7 protein-coding genes and 1 pseudogene are annotated in these 16,678 nt (G+C 36.4%); 4 read left to right on the top strand and 4 right to left on the bottom strand.

Annotated elements, in window-relative coordinates; translation table 11 throughout:
• The first annotated feature begins 30 nt into the window (after window positions 1-30).
• Window positions 31-1,968 (top strand): RNA polymerase sigma factor RpoD, encoded by a 1,938-nt coding sequence (gene rpoD / locus AB6N09_RS01540; protein ID WP_411131218.1) that lies wholly within the window; start codon window positions 31-33, stop codon window positions 1,966-1,968.
• A 650-nt stretch (window positions 1,969-2,618) separates the two neighbouring features.
• On the opposite strand, the gene AB6N09_RS01535 is transcribed toward rpoD, so the two are convergent.
• The gene (locus AB6N09_RS01535; RefSeq protein ID WP_411131199.1) at window positions 2,619-3,659 is read right to left on the bottom strand and encodes a hypothetical protein; all 1,041 of its coding nucleotides are present in this window, start codon (window positions 3,657-3,659) and stop codon (window positions 2,619-2,621) included.
• A 236-nt stretch (window positions 3,660-3,895) separates the two neighbouring features.
• Between AB6N09_RS01535 and alaS the strand changes: the two genes are divergently transcribed.
• Entirely contained in the window at window positions 3,896-6,517 is a 2,622-nt protein-coding gene (gene alaS, locus AB6N09_RS01530) for an alanine--tRNA ligase (RefSeq protein ID WP_411131198.1), read from the top strand.
• Here the strand turns inward: alaS and AB6N09_RS01525 are convergent.
• The 3 genes from AB6N09_RS01525 to miaB are packed head-to-tail and all read right to left on the bottom strand — an operon-like array spanning window position 6,506 to window position 13,868.
• Window positions 6,506-9,184: a hypothetical protein gene (locus AB6N09_RS01525; RefSeq protein WP_411131197.1), complete on the bottom strand. Its 2,679-nt coding sequence runs from the start codon at window positions 9,182-9,184 to the stop codon at window positions 6,506-6,508. The two genes, alaS and AB6N09_RS01525, sit on opposite strands and share 12 nt — an antisense overlap.
• 58 nt (window positions 9,185-9,242) lie before the next feature.
• Entirely contained in the window at window positions 9,243-12,485 is a 3,243-nt protein-coding gene (ileS, locus tag AB6N09_RS01520) for an isoleucine--tRNA ligase (RefSeq protein WP_411131217.1), read from the bottom strand.
• A gap of 48 nt (window positions 12,486-12,533) precedes the next feature.
• Window positions 12,534-13,868 (bottom strand): tRNA (N6-isopentenyl adenosine(37)-C2)-methylthiotransferase MiaB, encoded by a 1,335-nt coding sequence (gene miaB, locus AB6N09_RS01515; protein WP_411131196.1) that lies wholly within the window; start codon window positions 13,866-13,868, stop codon window positions 12,534-12,536.
• 514 nt (window positions 13,869-14,382) lie between these two features.
• Here miaB and AB6N09_RS01510 point away from each other — a divergent pair.
• Together AB6N09_RS01510 and thyX are read left to right on the top strand one after the other, a co-directional pair.
• A pseudogene (locus tag AB6N09_RS01510) lies at window positions 14,383-15,758 on the top strand (UDP-N-acetylglucosamine 1-carboxyvinyltransferase).
• 9 nt (window positions 15,759-15,767) lie between these two features.
• Window positions 15,768-16,631, top strand: a complete 864-nt coding sequence (gene thyX, locus AB6N09_RS01505; protein ID WP_411131195.1) for an FAD-dependent thymidylate synthase — start codon at window positions 15,768-15,770, stop codon at window positions 16,629-16,631.
• Window positions 16,632-16,678 lie beyond the last annotated feature (47 nt).

Raw genomic sequence — 16,678 nt, 5'->3', positions numbered from 1 at the left:
AGGGATTATATTTTAAATATAAAGGTAATGATGTCAACTATTAATAATGCAGAAGGCAAGAAAAAAATCATAAGGGATCTAGTGACCAAAAGTATAAGAAAGGGTGGTTTTATTACTCTTGATGATATAAATGATAAACTGTCAGACGAAAATTTCTCATCTGACTTCATAGATGACACTATATCTATATTGCAAGATTCTGGAATTAATGTACTTGAGAGCAGTGAAGATGAGGAAGATACTTCTGCCAACAATGATGATAGCAAACTCGATGACGATGATACATTGTCAAATGCCGCCACAACTTTAGTACAAAACGATGATCCTGTAAGAGTTTATCTACAAGACATGAGCTCCGTAAAGCTTCTATCAAGGGCAGATGAAATCGAGATAGCAAAAAAAATTGAATCCGAAAAGCATAACATGTTGCGTGCAATAATTGAAACATCAGTAACACTAAAAATGATAAAAGCATGGCGTGATGATTTGAGTAGTGGAGCTCTCTTACTGAGAGAAATTATAGACCTAGATGCAATTTATAATTCTGATTTTAATACAATACCCAAAGAGGATAGCAAAGAAAGTGCTGAATCCTTTGAGGATTCTGAAGATGCCAAAGATGATGAACACTGCGAAGATGATGAAGCAAGTAATAAAAAGGGTGATGATGAGCAAGAAAGTGGTAACGAAGATATAAACTCAGCAAATTTAAATGTTTCTATTCTTGAAATGGAAAGTGACTTATTGCCCAAGGTCATAGTTGCACTAGATGAGATAATTACTTTAGCAAATGAAGCATTGACACTAAGGAAAAATTCCCCTGGCGAGTCAGGATATGAAGATTTATATCATCAAATATGGTCCATAGCGTTACAAATTAAATTAAGTGACGCTGCTGTCACTCAAATTACACAAAAACTCTATAATATAAACAAGTCTATAATGCTTGAGGAAGCCAATCTTATTTCTGAGTCTAGAAAATATGATATTGACAGGGAAAGTTTCTACAAAGTTTATAATGAAGTGCTTTTAAGGCGTGAATTGAAAGAGACAAGGTTTTTAAAGACCAATGAAAATGAACCTTCTCTTACAGAAGAATTAAAAATCAAATGTACAAGGTTTATAGAAGGTAACTCTGAGTGTATAGCCCACTCTGTGAATAATATTAAGCAATATATACAAGAAGATAACGTGCAGGAATTTAAGGAGCTAATCAAAAGGATACAAAAACATGAACGAAAAGTCTCTGAAGCAAAGCAGGAAATGATTAAAGCTAATTTAAGGTTAGTAGTCTCCATTGCTAAAAAATATTCAAACAGAGGTCTTGCTCTGCTTGATTTAATACAAGAGGGCAATATTGGTCTTATGAAAGCCGTGGATAAATTTGATTACAAACGCGGATACAAGTTTTCAACTTACGGAACTTGGTGGGTAAGGCAATCAATCACCAGAGCAATACCTGAACAGTCTAAAGTAGTTAGAATACCGGTTCATATGGTAGAAATTATCAGCAAAATCAACAGGACACTAAGAAAGTTAACTCATGAGATGGAAAGAGAGCCTACATTAGAGGAATTGAGTACGGAACTTGGGATGCCTCTAGAAAGAATACGCAAAGTTATGAAAATAGCGAGGGATCCTGTAAGTCTTGAAGCTCCAACGGGAAAAGATGATAGCAGTACCTTTGGTGATTGCATAGAAGACAAACGAGTCTCAAAGCCAGAAGATGCTGCAATACTTGCTGACTTGCGTGGTATTACAACCAATGTTCTTGCAACTTTAACGCCAAAAGAAGAAAGGATTCTCAGAATGCGCTTTGGTCTTGGTAAAGATGGAAAAGAACATACCTTAGAAGAAGTAGGAAGAATCTTTAACGTAACACGCGAGAGAATTAGGCAAATAGAAGCAAAAGCACTACGTAAATTAAAACATCCAAGCCGTGCTAGAAAGCTTAGAGGATTCTTTTGAGGAAATGCGTCAAATTAATACTAACTTGCGTTATTGGGAGGGCAAATAGAATAGCATGATAAATTGGCTCAAACCTGTAATTATAAGCAAGAAGCGCTAGACTTCTTGCTTAACTATATAACAAACTTTTGACAGAGCATTGGTATTCAATAGAAACAAAAAACTACTTGACAACCTTCGCCGTTACCCTTATCATAGCACTGAAGCTATTATTTATCTTTAGTCTGTGCAGGTTAAATGACAAAAAACTTAGCATATTTGGCGTCTCATGTTTAATTTTTTGCGCTATGTGCACCTCATATCTTTTTAAAACTTCTGGGTTTTTACCTATACAAGCTCAAACGCGCTTATAAGTCGTTTAATACATCAAAAACGCCAATGTTATAAGATAGCTAGTGAATAACTAGCTACTCAGGGTTTCTTTTACCTTTTTTTCTGCTTAGTTTAGGTTATGCAAGAGATCTAATTTAAAGGCCTTTAGGAGCAAATTACTCAGTTTATTGTTTAAGCCATTTACCACTACTTGATGCGCATACTTTCATGAGTGCTCTTAAGTAATTCTATACCGTAATTTAAGCCACCATCCTTCCTCTATCCTTACCCTAATAAAGTTTGTAAATAGACTCTAGTATAGCGACTTTTACAACTGATTAAATATTATCAAGTTGGAAAGACCGATATGTTCCTGGCTCAATGTTTACTTCATCAAGAAGAGAATTATGCTCTTCAGAAAATGGAGCTTCTACTTCATTTTCTACACCAGCTTTTTCAACATCGTAACTATCTTCTCTCTTCTTTTTATGCAAAAACCAGCATCCACCCACAGTAACAGCAGCTACTAATAATACTGGTGCTATAATATAAGCACTCAATGTTGATAATCCTGCTGCTGTTGTGCCGATAATTCCTGATTCGTTTGGCAATTGAGGTAATGTCGGATTTGTGCTACTCAACTCAGAAAATGCTGGTACGTTTCTTGATGTGACTTTGCTAAAGGAAAAAGTAACATCTTTTCTTGTCATATTTTGAACATACTCTATATTTTCAGTTGTAATTCCATGACTAGCATTTAGCCTTTTTATTTCTTCCATTACGTGTTTGATCTCTTCGGTTGTTTCATCTGGTGCAAGATCAAGTTTTTGTTGTTTTAAAGGAGCTGGTTCTACAGCGAAATATTCGCTACCTTCTTCAAGCTCTTCAGTAATGGATTCTTCCAATTGGCTAGAATTGAATAGCTCTGTTGTTGTGCTACTGATTGTGCTAGCACCTTCAGTGGTTCTTTGACCATCCAGGTTGTGAAATGCTTCAATAAAAGGCAAAAAAGTTTCACGACAGAATTCTTTGCCATCATATGTAGAAAAATCAAGTTTTTTTATGTTGTTAAACAAATCAGTCGATAATTTATAACCTTCACTTCCCTGCTTGAAGGAGCACAGATCTATGCTTTGTTTACGATAAGAACCATCTTCTCTTTTTACCCAGACATATGATCGAATAGCTATCATATCACGATAGTTTTCCACTGCAGAAAGACGGCCCTCATTATTGTAGTGCCTAATAGAAAAGGACCTAACAGCACTTCCATGACTCCCTTCAACTGCAAAGGACATATAATTATCAGATCGAGATATAAATCTAATCTTTACTCTACTGTTTGCAATTAAACTATAGAACTTTTCAAGTTCATCCATTTGTAATAACTCTCTCGGAATTCTATCTCCTAATTAATTAATAAAATATTACTTGAATTAACAAATATCTCTTTAATGTTAGCAGATAAATCATTTGAGGTCACAGCTTTTTATTAAAATTTTTATGTAAATATTACTTTTATTATACTAGATAATGTATATATTAATATTCAGAGCGATGAATTGATTTTACTCTCATTACAACTTATTATGCATAGATAATCTCAATAAAAACGATGAAGCTAAACGAAATTAGAGAAAGATTTATAAAATTCTTCACAAGTAACAGCCACAAGCAGGTTTCTTCTTCCCCTTTGATCCCAGAGCATGATCCAACGCTCATGTTTACAAATGCTGGTATGGTGCAGTTTAAAAACATCTTCACCGGTTTACAAAAAACTGAAATGAAACGCGCTGTTTCCAGTCAAAAATGCTTAAGAGCAGGCGGTAAACACAACGATCTTGAAAATGTTGGCTATACGGCAAGGCATCACACATTTTTTGAAATGCTCGGAAATTTTAGTTTCGGTGATTACTTCAAAGAAACTGCAATAGAACTTGCGTGGAAATTCATTACTGAAGAATTGTCTCTTGACAAAAATAGATTATCCATAACTGTCTACCACGCTGATGATGAGTCATACGAGATTTGGCGCAAGGTAAGTGGGTTTTTAGATGATAAAATCATCAGAATTGCAACAGAAGATAACTTCTGGAGCATGGGCAATACTGGTCCATGTGGTCCATGTTCTGAAATTTTTTATGACCATGCAAATCCTAACTTGCAATATAACGATAGAGTTGTTGAAATTTGGAATCTGGTATTCATGGAATTTAATAAAGATGAAGAAGGTGATTTGCAAAAATTACCAAAAAAATGCATCGATACTGGAATGGGCCTTGAGAGAATAGCAGCTGTCATGCAAAACGTTCATGATAATTATGATATTGATCTATTTTCCGCTCTGATAAACAAGTCGCAAGAGCTCTGTGGAAATGCAGAAAACAAAGTAGCTCATAAGACCATCGCGGACCATCTTCGTGCAGCCGCATTTCTAATTGCAGAAGGGATACTCCCTGGAAATGAAGGCAGGAACTACGTACTGCGCAGATTAATCAGGAGAGCTGCACGTTATATCCACCTGCTTGGATATAATGACTCTCTACTCCATCGTATTTTTCCAGTGTTGATAGATAGCTCAAGCTCAGCTTATATGGGAGATGTTTATCCTGAACTGATTAGAGCTAAGAGTTCAATAGAGACAACGTTAAAATCAGAGGAAGAGAACTTCAAAGATACTTTGATGAAAGGTATCAGTCTCTTGGAAAAATTCACTGCAGATTTAAAACCAGGCGATACTTTGCTAGGAGAATCGGCGTTTAAGCTATATGACACTTATGGGTTTCCTTTGGATATCACACTTGATATTTTAAAAGAGGGGAAAATAAATTTTGACCAAAGGGGCTTTGATGACGCAATGAAGGAGCAAAAAGAGAGGGCACGCATTAAATGGGCTGGATCTGGCGAAAAGTCTGTTGAGCAAATATGGTTTGATTTGATCGATAAATTTGGCAAAACAGAATTTGTCGGTTATGAGTTTAGTGAGGTAAAGGATGCAAAAGTGATAGCCATAATTTCTCCTAAAAATGAAATAATTGATTCTGCGAAAGTAGGAGAGAAGGTAACCATTATACTTGATAAAACACCTTTTTATGGTGAATCTGGTGGACAGGTGGGGGACACTGGAAGTTTTATTGTCGTCCAAGTAGCTGACACCGGGACCCAGATTCCAAACCCAGACGTAATCACAGTGGAAAACACCAATAAGATTAATGACCTATATTTGCACAGGTGTGTAGTTAAATCTGGCTCAATTTGTAAATGTGACACAGTTACAGCCAGTATTGACAAGAAAAGAAGGCAAGACCTAAGAAGAAATCATTCAGCTGCACATCTTCTGCATCTTGCATTGAGGAAAATCTTGGGTGATCACGTAACTCAAAAAGGTTCCCTAGTTGCACCAGATAGACTGAGATTTGACTTTAGCCATAACACTCAAGTTACTCAGGATCAACTGTTTGCAATAGAAGATATGGTAAACTCTCTAATCAGAGAAAATTTTTCTACATCTACAAAAATTCAGAGCATGAATCAAGCAATAGACGAAGGAGCTATGGCATTGTTCGGCGAAAAGTATGGCGACCAAGTAAGAGTGGTAAGCATTGGAAGCTCAAAAGAGTTATGTGGCGGCGCGCACGTGGAGTGCGCTGGAGAAATTGGCCTGTTTAAGATAGTAACAGAATGTTCTATTGCATCTGGAGTAAGAAGAATCGAAGCTTTGACCGGTCAAGAAGCAATTAATTATGTGCGTGATAATGAAATCAATTTGAAAAAAGTCGCAGAATCTGTAAAAGCGCCAATAAGTGAAATAACAAACCGACTCAGTATTTTAAGCCAAGAGCGCAAGGAATCCGAAGCTAAAATAAAAAACCTTTATAAAAAGCTCGTAAGCGCAGAGAACATAAAAAGCACTGGAATAAATGGAATGAATTTCGTAAGCTACGCTTTTACTGACATTCCAGCAAGCATAATAAGGGAATTTGTTCTGCAACAACAAAAACCAAAAACTGTAATAGCTTTCACAGCAACGGAAAAAAATAAAACAGTGCTGATTGTCAAAGTAAGTAAAGACTTAACTGATAAGATCAGCGCAAAAGAGCTGGTATCTACCGTAACCGGAAGAGGTTGCGGTGGAAACGTTGAGCTTGCTCAAATGGGCTGTGATAGCGATAAAACAAATCATATCATTACTGCTATCTGCAGCAAAGTAGCAGATGCGAAAGAATTAAACAGTTAAAACCTGCTGTGGCTGTACCACGTTTACTTCATTTAACTTCTTGCTAACGTCTTTTGATTCATCTTTGCTAATCAATGTAAATTTAATGTCCTGAGAAAATCTGCTCCACATTCTACACAGATGATCTTGTATTTTAGGCCATATATCCTTTTTAAATGTTTCACCATCATCAGAAAATACATTACCTATCAGGCCTCCCACTTCCTCATAACTTGACTCTAAATATTTAAGCAATGTATCTACTTCTTTATAAGTATCATGCGCTACATCTAACGCTTTTCCTTCTACGGTGCTGTTTTTGTTTATAACAGTAGCCGATAACCCAACTCGAATATAACCCAAACCTGTCCACAAGAAGCTCCAGGCCTTCTGAGCAATATTTTGATTATCTTTGGGTATATTACTTATTATAAGATTTAACAACCTGTTTATCAGGGAAGACAATAAATCTTGACAAAAATGCTTGATATTATCTTTCGTTTTAATCACAGGATATTTGATGCATTTCTCTGCTAAGCAATATTCAAGTTCTGCTTTTTCTAATAACTCCTTGATTTTTGCTTCGTTAAAAGTTTTTTGCTTGAACACCTCCAGTAAATCATCTTCTATTATTGCAAATTTTATCTTTTCACGAGAGGTTAGTTCTTCTCCATAATCATTTTTTATTTCTTCATTTATCAATAATCTTTTTTTTTCTAATTCTAATTGTTTCAATGTTCTGAGAATTTCTTGGTTATTTTCTAAGTGCCTCTCTATTAGCTTTGTATTTGGATGCTCTTTTCCTTTGCTGTTTTGCTCATCTTCTAAGTACTTATTTAAATCTTCATTTCCTTCTATTATTCTTTTTAACAGTATGGGTTGTTCAGGCTGCTTCAAATATTTCTCAATTCTCATCCGATGCAAGTTAATCTTTGCCACTAGATCAGGTGCATCTTTCTCTAATAGCTTACATGAGTGCTCTATACCCTTTGCTTGTTTTACAAATAGACTTTGAATTTTACATTTTATTATTTCTAAATACACCTCTTGTATAAAGTCATTCACTTCTTCTGAAGTTTTCTCATTTACCTTTTTTTCTAAATCTTCAAGCTTCCTCATTAGGCTTATCTTCTTCTTATCAAGAATGTCTGATTGTCTTAATTCACCTTTAGCTCTTTTTATTATTGATCTTATTAGTCTTTTCTCAACCTCTTGATCACCATATTCGAATTTAAACAGATCTTCTAATTTTCTTTTTAGAGCACCATCTTTTGAGTTATTTTTCCCTATATCCCCGTGTATTTTTCTTAATTCTTCACAGATCTCTTCATATCTTTTTTCTTCCATGCTTTTCAACTCTTTTATCGTCACTTCAGCTTTACGTAAAGCCTCCGCTGTTTCTTGAGGGTATGCACTCCTGTAGTTATCAATTATCGTCCTTTTAACTATCTTTCCTTTTTCTATAAGCTGTTTCCATTGTGCTTTAAACATAGGAAGATCGTCATCATCTAAGGTATCTGGTGCTTCTTCTCCTGCTTTTTTTAGATCTTTTAGTATCATTTCCTTTTCAGTGGGCAATTCCTTACCTTGGCTTTTTAATTCTTGTTCTACTAACACTTCTTTCAGTCTTTCTTCTAATACAAAACCTCCTTTTTCCTCTCTTCTTTTCCGTGCAATTTTAATTGCCTGTATAAAGGCCACTCTGTAAGCATCCTGCATTAAGTGACTCGTCAATTTATGGTCTACACTATCCGCTACTTTCAGTCTGAACTCGTTCAACAATTCCTTCAGCTTATCGTATGTAATATCTTTTTTGTCTATCTTTAACAGTTCTCCCATAGCCTTTGTGAATCTCTGAATCGAAGTTGCAAGCATACTCCTGATTTCATTGCGTAAAGGCACAAGACCATTTTTTAAGTGGATATTAGCTGACAGTTTCAGTATGGTATTGTGCTCTGCATCTTGTGTAACAAATAGCTTATCATTTTTATCTTCACACAAATCTCTAAGTAACTGTTCAAATTGTGATGGAAACTTAATTTCCATATCCCACCTAATGTCTGACTCACCAGCATCTATCTCGCGAAAAGATACTTCAATATTCTGGTGTTCATTCTTATACAACCCACTACCTATTTTAACAGTAGCAATCAAAGAATGAGATAATTTCTTATCCAAAAGATAAAAAGTAGCTAAAGCTAGTGTTGCAGGAATAATTAAGGTGACAAGTACAACTATATTAACAAGAATCGCTATTGCAGCAAGAACACTATATGCCAATCTTTTTGCTGTACTTTCACTTACTTCACTTTTTTTTGTTTTGTTCCACTCGGGACTGGCTTGTATTTTACCGTTTGCTTTAGATCTGTTATATACTACTAACCCCAATGAAATAGAAGCAATATAAGGGAGCATTAAAACTGACAGAGCTAAATTCAACACCCGTTTTTCCGGGCACATCTCCTTTATCTCTTCAAATATTTCTCTTAGTATATTATACCAGGAAATAAAAAAGTCAGAGTCATAACCTTTATAACGGAATATACTTAGTGGAATGTCAAAATGCTTCTCCTTTCGCTCTACATTAGAAATAGATTTTTGTTTTTTTAATGTGGCAACAGGTTCTTTTTTATCTAAATCACTATTATTTGAGCTAATAACTCCACCAGGATCTACAGCAACATTCATACCATAACCTTACCCCAATTGCCTAAAGTATAGCATAAATACTAACAATTTGCAACTACTAACAATCTAACTTAATACCAACAATTAAATCTTGGTATTCCTTGGAATAGAAGCTGGTTTCAATTTCTACATCAATTTCTAAAGATAAGGCAAGAGTCTGCTCTTTTATGTACTCACTCCACCTGTTCACTGCTTCTTTAATTTTCTCATCCTCTGTTTTGATTACTATTCTGATTCTATCGGATATATGAAAATCAGCTTGTTTTCTAGTTTCTTGGATGAGTCTCACAACATCTCTTGTAAGCCCCTCTAGAATTAATTCATCATTTAGTTCAGTTTTTAGGATAACAACTCCTTTGTTGTTATCAAACACAGAGGAATATTTACTGTTTGCTTTTAACAATAGTTCATACTCACCTTTTTCTATAATGTAGTTCTCTGATTCATCTCCTAGAAATATCCGCTCATTTTCAACTTGCTTCCATCTTCCTTTCTTGACATATTGAACTAGTTTCTTGATTTTGTCTGGAACCTCCTTTCCAAGTAGTGGGAAATTTAGCTTTAACTCTAGCGATGCAATACCTTCAAGTTTGTTTACCAGTTCCAGTTTTTTTACATTCACCTCATCCTTTATCATCTCCTGGTACTCATTTGAATCTGCAGCACACTGGATCACAGTGTCAGTTACTTGGATGACAGGAGAAAACCCTGGGATAACAGAAAGCGGTTCACCTTCAAGAAAACTACAGGAAGACTTGTGATAAATGGTCATACTGTCGAGCGGCTGTCTGATACGTATATTAAAGGTGTTTCTGATAGAGAGTGCAGAGTTGCATATCTCTCTCACTAAATCCATCTTAGCAATGAGCTCGCTATCAAACTTTTCTAATTGTGGAAAATTGGTCAAATGAACAGATGTTTCTTTATATTTAAGCCCCTGCCATATAGTCTCCGTTATAAGCGGCAATAAAGGAGCTGCAGCCCGAAGCATGTAATAAAAAACTGTATATAGAACATTATAAGCGTCAGCCTTATCCTGATCTAAATCACTTTTCCAAAAACGCTCACGACTGCGACGAATATACCAATTATTTAACACTTCAAAAAAATCTATCAGAATTTTGCAAGCCTCTTGGGAATTGTAGTTGTTCATAGAAGCTTGAATACCTTCTACAGCTTCAAAACATTTGGAGATCATGTAACGATCAATAGTGCTTTGATAATCTTTACAAACCTCAACTTTAATTCCGTCTGCATTTGCATACATGGTGAAGAAGTGATAACTGTTCCAAATAGGTTTTATTACGTTTCTCAGAACATCTCGGATTGAGTTTCCCTCTTTATCAAGCAGCAAATTACCACCACAAACAATAGATCCGGAAAGCATAAGAAAACGCAGCGCATCAGAACCGTATTTATCAAACACTTCCATCGGATCCGCATAATTATTCAAACGTTTGGATAATTTCTGCCCTTTTATATCGAGAACAACACCGTGGCATATGCAGTTCTTAAATGGTTCACTGTCAAATAAAGCAGTGGACAATACAAAAAGCGTATAGAACCATCCCCTAGTTTGCGCTATATACTCAGTAATAAAATCTGCAGGAAAATTGTTCTCAAACCATTCTTTATTTTCAAACGGATAGTGAACTTGCGCAAATGGCATTGAACCAGATTCAAACCAACAGTCAAACACGTCAGGCACACGACGCATAACTGATTTTCCTGTCGGGTCATCAGGATTTGGTCTTGTTAAAGTATCGATAAACGGTCTGTGCAAGTCATCCACTTTAACATTAAAATCTCGCTCTAGTTCTGCTATCGAACCATACACATCTACCCTTGGATATCTTACATCGTCTGATTTCCATACGGGAATCGGCGTACCCCAGAATCGATTGCGTGAAATTGACCAATCATGTGCCCCTTCGAGCCATTTTCCAAATTGACCATCCCTTATATGATTTGGTATCCAATTAACTTTTTTGTTCAGCTCCGCCATTCTCTCCTTGAACTTTGTCACAGCAACATACCAAGAAGGCATAGTGCGATAGATTAAAGAAGTGTCAGTCCTCCAGCAGTGTGGATAATTGTGAATATATTGCTCAGTTTTGAACCAATTTCCTTGTTCTTTTAACTTTCTTATTATCATATCATTAGTATCAAAGACATGAACTCCTGCTAAATCCGAAACTTCAGCAGTAAATTTGCCTCCGTTATCAATTGCGCAAATGGCTGGAATATCATGGCTTTGGCAAAGGTAAAAATCTTCCTCACCAAATCCAGGAGCAGTGTGCACAATGCCAGTACCATCTTCTGCTGTGACATAAACGGCTATGAAAACGCGGAATGCATTTTTCGTATCTTTAAAATAATCAAACAGTGGTTTATAAGAAAGACCTGCCAGATCATCTGCTTTAAGTTTTATATCGCAATTTTTATATGGGATACTGTTTTGCTGACAATGACCGATAAACTTTTCTAAGTAGCTTTCAGCGAAGATGTGGATTTCACCATTTATTAACACTGCACAATACTCAATGTCTTTTCCTATTGCCAGCGCCAAGTTGCTTGGCAATGTCCAAGGAGTTGTAGTCCAAGCGAGTAGCTTACATTTTTGTTTAAACTGCTTTGGATTTTCTAAAAGCTCAAACGCAATAGTTACAGCTTTGCTAGCCTTTTCTCTATATGCGTTATCAAGCCTTGTTTCAAAATTGGACAACGGAGTTTCACATGCCCAGCTATATGGAACAACGCGCACCGACTCATACACCAGACCCTTATCATAAAGCTGCTTGAATGCCCACATGACTGATTCCATGAATGACTTATCCATGGTTTTATAGTCATTATGAAAATCTACCCACCTTGCTTGCCTATTTATATACTTCTCCCATTCTGATGAAAATTTCATCACAGAAGTACGACAATGGTTATTGAACTTTTCAATACCGAATTTTTCTATCTCAGTTCTGCCGGATATTCCAAGTTCCTTTTCTGCGCCCATCTCAGCCGGCAAACCATGGCAATCCCAACCAAACCTACGCTCGACCCTCTTTTGAAGCATAGTTTGATATCTTGCAAATGCATCTTTGATGAAACCAGTGAGTAAATGCCCACAATGTGGCAGTCCATTTGCAAATGGAGGTCCATCGTAAAAGACAAAACAATTATCCTCGGAACGTTCCTCAACTGACCGCTCAAAAATTTCGCTTTCCTGCCAAAATTTTATGATTTCCTTTTCCAACGACGCAAAATTAGGACTACTTGTTGTATCAGGATAATGCTTTGACTTCATATTCATTCTAACTGGATAAATTTAGAGAATATATGACTTTCTGGAGAATCACAAATTCAAAAGCATTCCTGTCCCTAGCAAACTATTCTGCCGAGCTTCCAGTATCTTTACACTTACTGTCTTGTTTCTGTATTTATCTTCAGGATCATCAATGCAAACTGATTGCATATATGGGCTCTTACCAATAATTTGGTTTTGATGTCTGCCTTTTTTATTGCCAAATAGAACAGGAATAGTCTTGCCTACCACACTCTGATTAAATTCGAGTTGTTGTGCACTAATTAGCTTCTGTAAACGAAGAAGGCGCTCTGTTTTAACTTCTTCTGGTACTTGATCCTTCCTTTCCGCCCCTGGTGTCCCCGGTCTTGGGCTATATTTAAAACTATAAGCCTGAGCGTACTTTACTTTTTCTACCAATTTCATAGTTTCCTCAAAGTCTTTTTCGGTTTCTCCAGGAAAACCAACGATAAAATCAGAAGAAAATTCGATTTCAGGTTTCAATTTGCGCAATCTATCTATTATTTCCAAATACTCCTCTGCAGTGTGCTTCCTGTTCATTGCGCGCAATATTTTATTCGAATCTGACTGCACAGGCAGGTGAATAAATGGCATGAGTTTCGGCTCTTCCGCATGTGCCAAGTAAAGAGATTCATGCATATCTCGTGGATGAGAGGTCGTATAGCGAATTCTCTCTAGCTTTTCAATTTTAGCGATATGACCAATTAATTTTCCTAAATCCCACACCTCCCCTTCGCATTCCCCGTGGTAAGCATTGACGTTCTGACCGAGCAAATTGATTTCCTTTGCCCCATTCGCGACTAATTTCACTGCTTCACGGAATATTTCATTCACTGGCCGTGAATACTCAGCTCCACGAGTGTAGGGCACTACACAAAATGTACAAAACTTATCACAACCCTCTTGTATGGAAAGAAATGCAGAAGACCCTTGGCTATTGCCGTAATACTCATCTGGTAATTTATCAAACTTTGCAACCTCTGGAAAATCGGTATTTATCACATGACCTTTACTTCTGCTTGCTTTGACTATCAACTCCGGCAGAGTAGCAATGCTCTGCGGACCAACAACGATGTCCACAAATGGGGCTCTTCTGAACACTTCCTCCCCTTCTGCTTGTGCTACACATCCGGCTACTACTATAGTAATTTCCTTATTTTTTCGTGACGAATGGATCTTCCCAAGCTCTGAATAAAGCTTTTCTGCTGCTTTCTCTCTAATGTGGCAAGTATTCAATATCACCAAATCAGCCTTTTCCGCGTCACTAACAACGTTGAACCCCAGAGGCTTAATTATATTCTCCATTAAAACGGAGTCATAAACGTTCATCTGACAGCCGTAAGTCTTGATATATAGGTCTTTCATACTTTTTTAATAAAATTATACGAAAAACTGAATTCCAGTACAACTATTATACAATCCTAGCCGTCATTTAGGTAGTTGATAGAAACAAAAAACTACTTGACAACCTCCGCTGTTACCCTTATTATAGTATTGGAGCTATTCATTTATCTTCAATCTGTGCAGATTAAACGACGAAAGTATCACGGTTGGCGTCTTATGTTTAATTTTTTGCACTATGTGCACCTCATGTCTTTATCAAATTCACCTAGACTTCTAGGTTTTTGCCTATACAAGCTGAAACGCGCTTATAAGTCGTTCAAGACAGTATAGTACGCCAATTTGCAGGATTAGAGAGTGAGCAACTTCTACCACTGGGTTTCTTTTGTCTTTTTTTCTGCTTGGTAAATTTCTTAAGCCAAGTGAAACTGGGAAGCGTTTGACACTGGCTTACTATATAACCGTACTCATCAAGAGGCTATGTTTGCCTTTTACTGCCAATTCACTATACTTATTCGGTAAGATCTAGTTTGATTAAATGCATAAAATATTAGTAAGGAGTAACCATGAACCTTTAGTTCGGAAAATTAAGGTTAATGGTTCAAAGAATGCTATTTTACCAATAGCAGCAGCAAGCCTATTGAGTAGTTCTTCAGTAACTTTGCATGATGTACCTGATCTAATTGATGTGCATCTTATGTTTGAGCTGCTCGAAAGTCTTGGAGCAAAAGTAAACTTTATGTACAACAAAGATTATAAAGCAAATCATACTTTAGAAATTAACTGTAGCAATATTAACAATCATGTGATACCACATAAAACTGCAAATAAACTGCGAGCATCTTTTTTAATGCTAGGCCCAACGCTTAGCAGATTCGGCAAGGCGAGAACAGCATTTCCTGGTGGGTGCAACATTGGAAAACGCCATGTTGACATGCACATCAAAGCGTTAGAAAAATGGGGGCTAAAATTGAAATTGACGGCTGTAATATAATTGCAACGGTGAAAGGAAAGCTACAAGGGAGAGAAATTACATTTGAAAAAATAAGCGTTGGTGCAACGGAGAAGATAATAATGGCAGCAACACTTGCAGAAGGAATAACAATAATAAACAATTCTGCAACAGAGCCAGAGGTTCTGGATTTAATAGAGTTCTTGAAGAAAATGGGTGCTGATATTAATATTCATGATAATGAAATAGGTCTCTCTGATGTCATTCCAGCGCATGACGTTGGAATCCATGATAAATCCCAGTGTTACGCTACTGGGATGACAAAGAATTTTGCAAGAGGTCTAATAACAATAAAAGGAGTTGAGACATTAAATGGATGTGTCCACAAAATAATATCAGATCGCATAGAAGCCGGTACATACGCACTAGCTGCCATAATAACTGGTGGTAAATTGATGTTAGAAGGAATAAATCTATCTGATATAAGATGTATTGCAAATGAATTGGAGGCTATAGGAGCTGTGGTTGAGCTGTATGACAAAGGTATTGCTATTTCTAGAAAAAATGGCTCTATTAAATCTGCTAATGTTACAACAGATTCATACCCTAACTTTCCTAGTGATATGCAGCCTCAACTGATGTCTGCAATGTGCGTCACTGATGGGATATCAGTAATTGAAGAAAACATTTTTGAAAATAGGTTTGCACATGCAGATGAATTGAGAAAGTTAGGTGCTAACATCAGCATCAAGAAAAGCAAAGCTATTATAAATGGAGTAAAAAGCTTGTCTGGAGCTAATCTATATGCTACTGATTTAAGATCAACGGCAGCCTTAGTACTTACTTCTTTGGTAGCCAGTGGAGAAACTACAATAAATAACTCGCATCATTTATGGAGAGGGTATGAAGCAATGCACGAAAAACTAAATTCGTGTGGAGCTGATATCTCCATTTCATCTTGAGGATATTTTATGAATGAGGAACATTATTCAACCAAGAGAATTACAGTAAAAGAAATAGATGAAATTCTATATGAGAAACATAAGGTATTAGATCATGGGTTTATTCGAGTAGTGGATTATATGGGCTCTGACAGCGCTATAGTTCAAGCTGCTCGTGTTTCTTATGGAAAAGGAATAAAGCAGATAAGTCAAGATGAAGCGCTTATAAAGTATTTAATGAGGCATCACCATACAACTCCGTTTGAGATGTGTGAAATTAAGTTTCACGTGAAACTTCCAATTTTCGTTGCAAGACAATGGATAAGGCATAGAACTGCAAATGTGAATGAGTATTCAGCAAGGTATTCAATACTTGATAACGAATTTTACATACCAAAGCCAGAACAGGTTGCAAAACAATCTGATAATAATAAACAAGGTAGTGGTGAAGCTTTTGACTCACATACATCGAAAGAAATAATAGATTCTCTGACAAATGACTCTAATTTAGTATATTCTCATTATGAGAGATTTATTCAGCAGAGACTTGCAAGAGAAATTGCCAGAACCAATCTAACGCTTAATTACTACACGCAATTTTATTGGAAGATAGATCTACATAACCTTCTTCATTTTTTGAAGCTTAGAGCTGACAAGCATGCTCAGTATGAAATTAGAGTCTATGCAGAAGTTATGTTGGATATAATAAAGAAGTGGGTCCCAATGGCATACAGCGCTTTCGTTGAATATTGCTTAGAATCGGTTTGTATTTCAAGAATCGGTCTAGAAGTAGTCCGCAAATTAATTAAAGGAGAAAATGTTACTAGAGAAGAAAGCGGAATTGGTAAAAGGGAATGGGACGAGCTGATGTTGATACTCGATAAGAAACCTTGAAGATAAAAGTCGCATAGTTGTTATTTACATAGCGCATGATGGACAGC

Source organism: Wolbachia endosymbiont of Tettigetta isshikii (genome assembly GCF_041154185.1).
GTDB lineage: Bacteria > Pseudomonadota > Alphaproteobacteria > Rickettsiales > Anaplasmataceae > Wolbachia.
Note: the sequence above shows the minus strand (reverse complement) of the source record. Positions and strands in the feature narration are given on the sequence as shown.

Coding starts and splice junctions, on each gene's coding strand:
- rpoD (WP_411131218.1), top strand. CDS start 31: ATGTCAACTATTAATAATGCAGAAGGCAAGAAAAAAATCATAAGGGAT.
- AB6N09_RS01535 (WP_411131199.1), bottom strand. CDS start 3,659: ATGGATGAACTTGAAAAGTTCTATAGTTTAATTGCAAACAGTAGAGTA.
- alaS (WP_411131198.1), top strand. CDS start 3,896: ATGAAGCTAAACGAAATTAGAGAAAGATTTATAAAATTCTTCACAAGT.
- AB6N09_RS01525 (WP_411131197.1), bottom strand. CDS start 9,184: ATGAATGTTGCTGTAGATCCTGGTGGAGTTATTAGCTCAAATAATAGT.
- ileS (WP_411131217.1), bottom strand. CDS start 12,485: ATGAAGTCAAAGCATTATCCTGATACAACAAGTAGTCCTAATTTTGCG.
- miaB (WP_411131196.1), bottom strand. CDS start 13,868: ATGAAAGACCTATATATCAAGACTTACGGCTGTCAGATGAACGTTTAT.
- thyX (WP_411131195.1), top strand. CDS start 15,768: ATGAATGAGGAACATTATTCAACCAAGAGAATTACAGTAAAAGAAATA.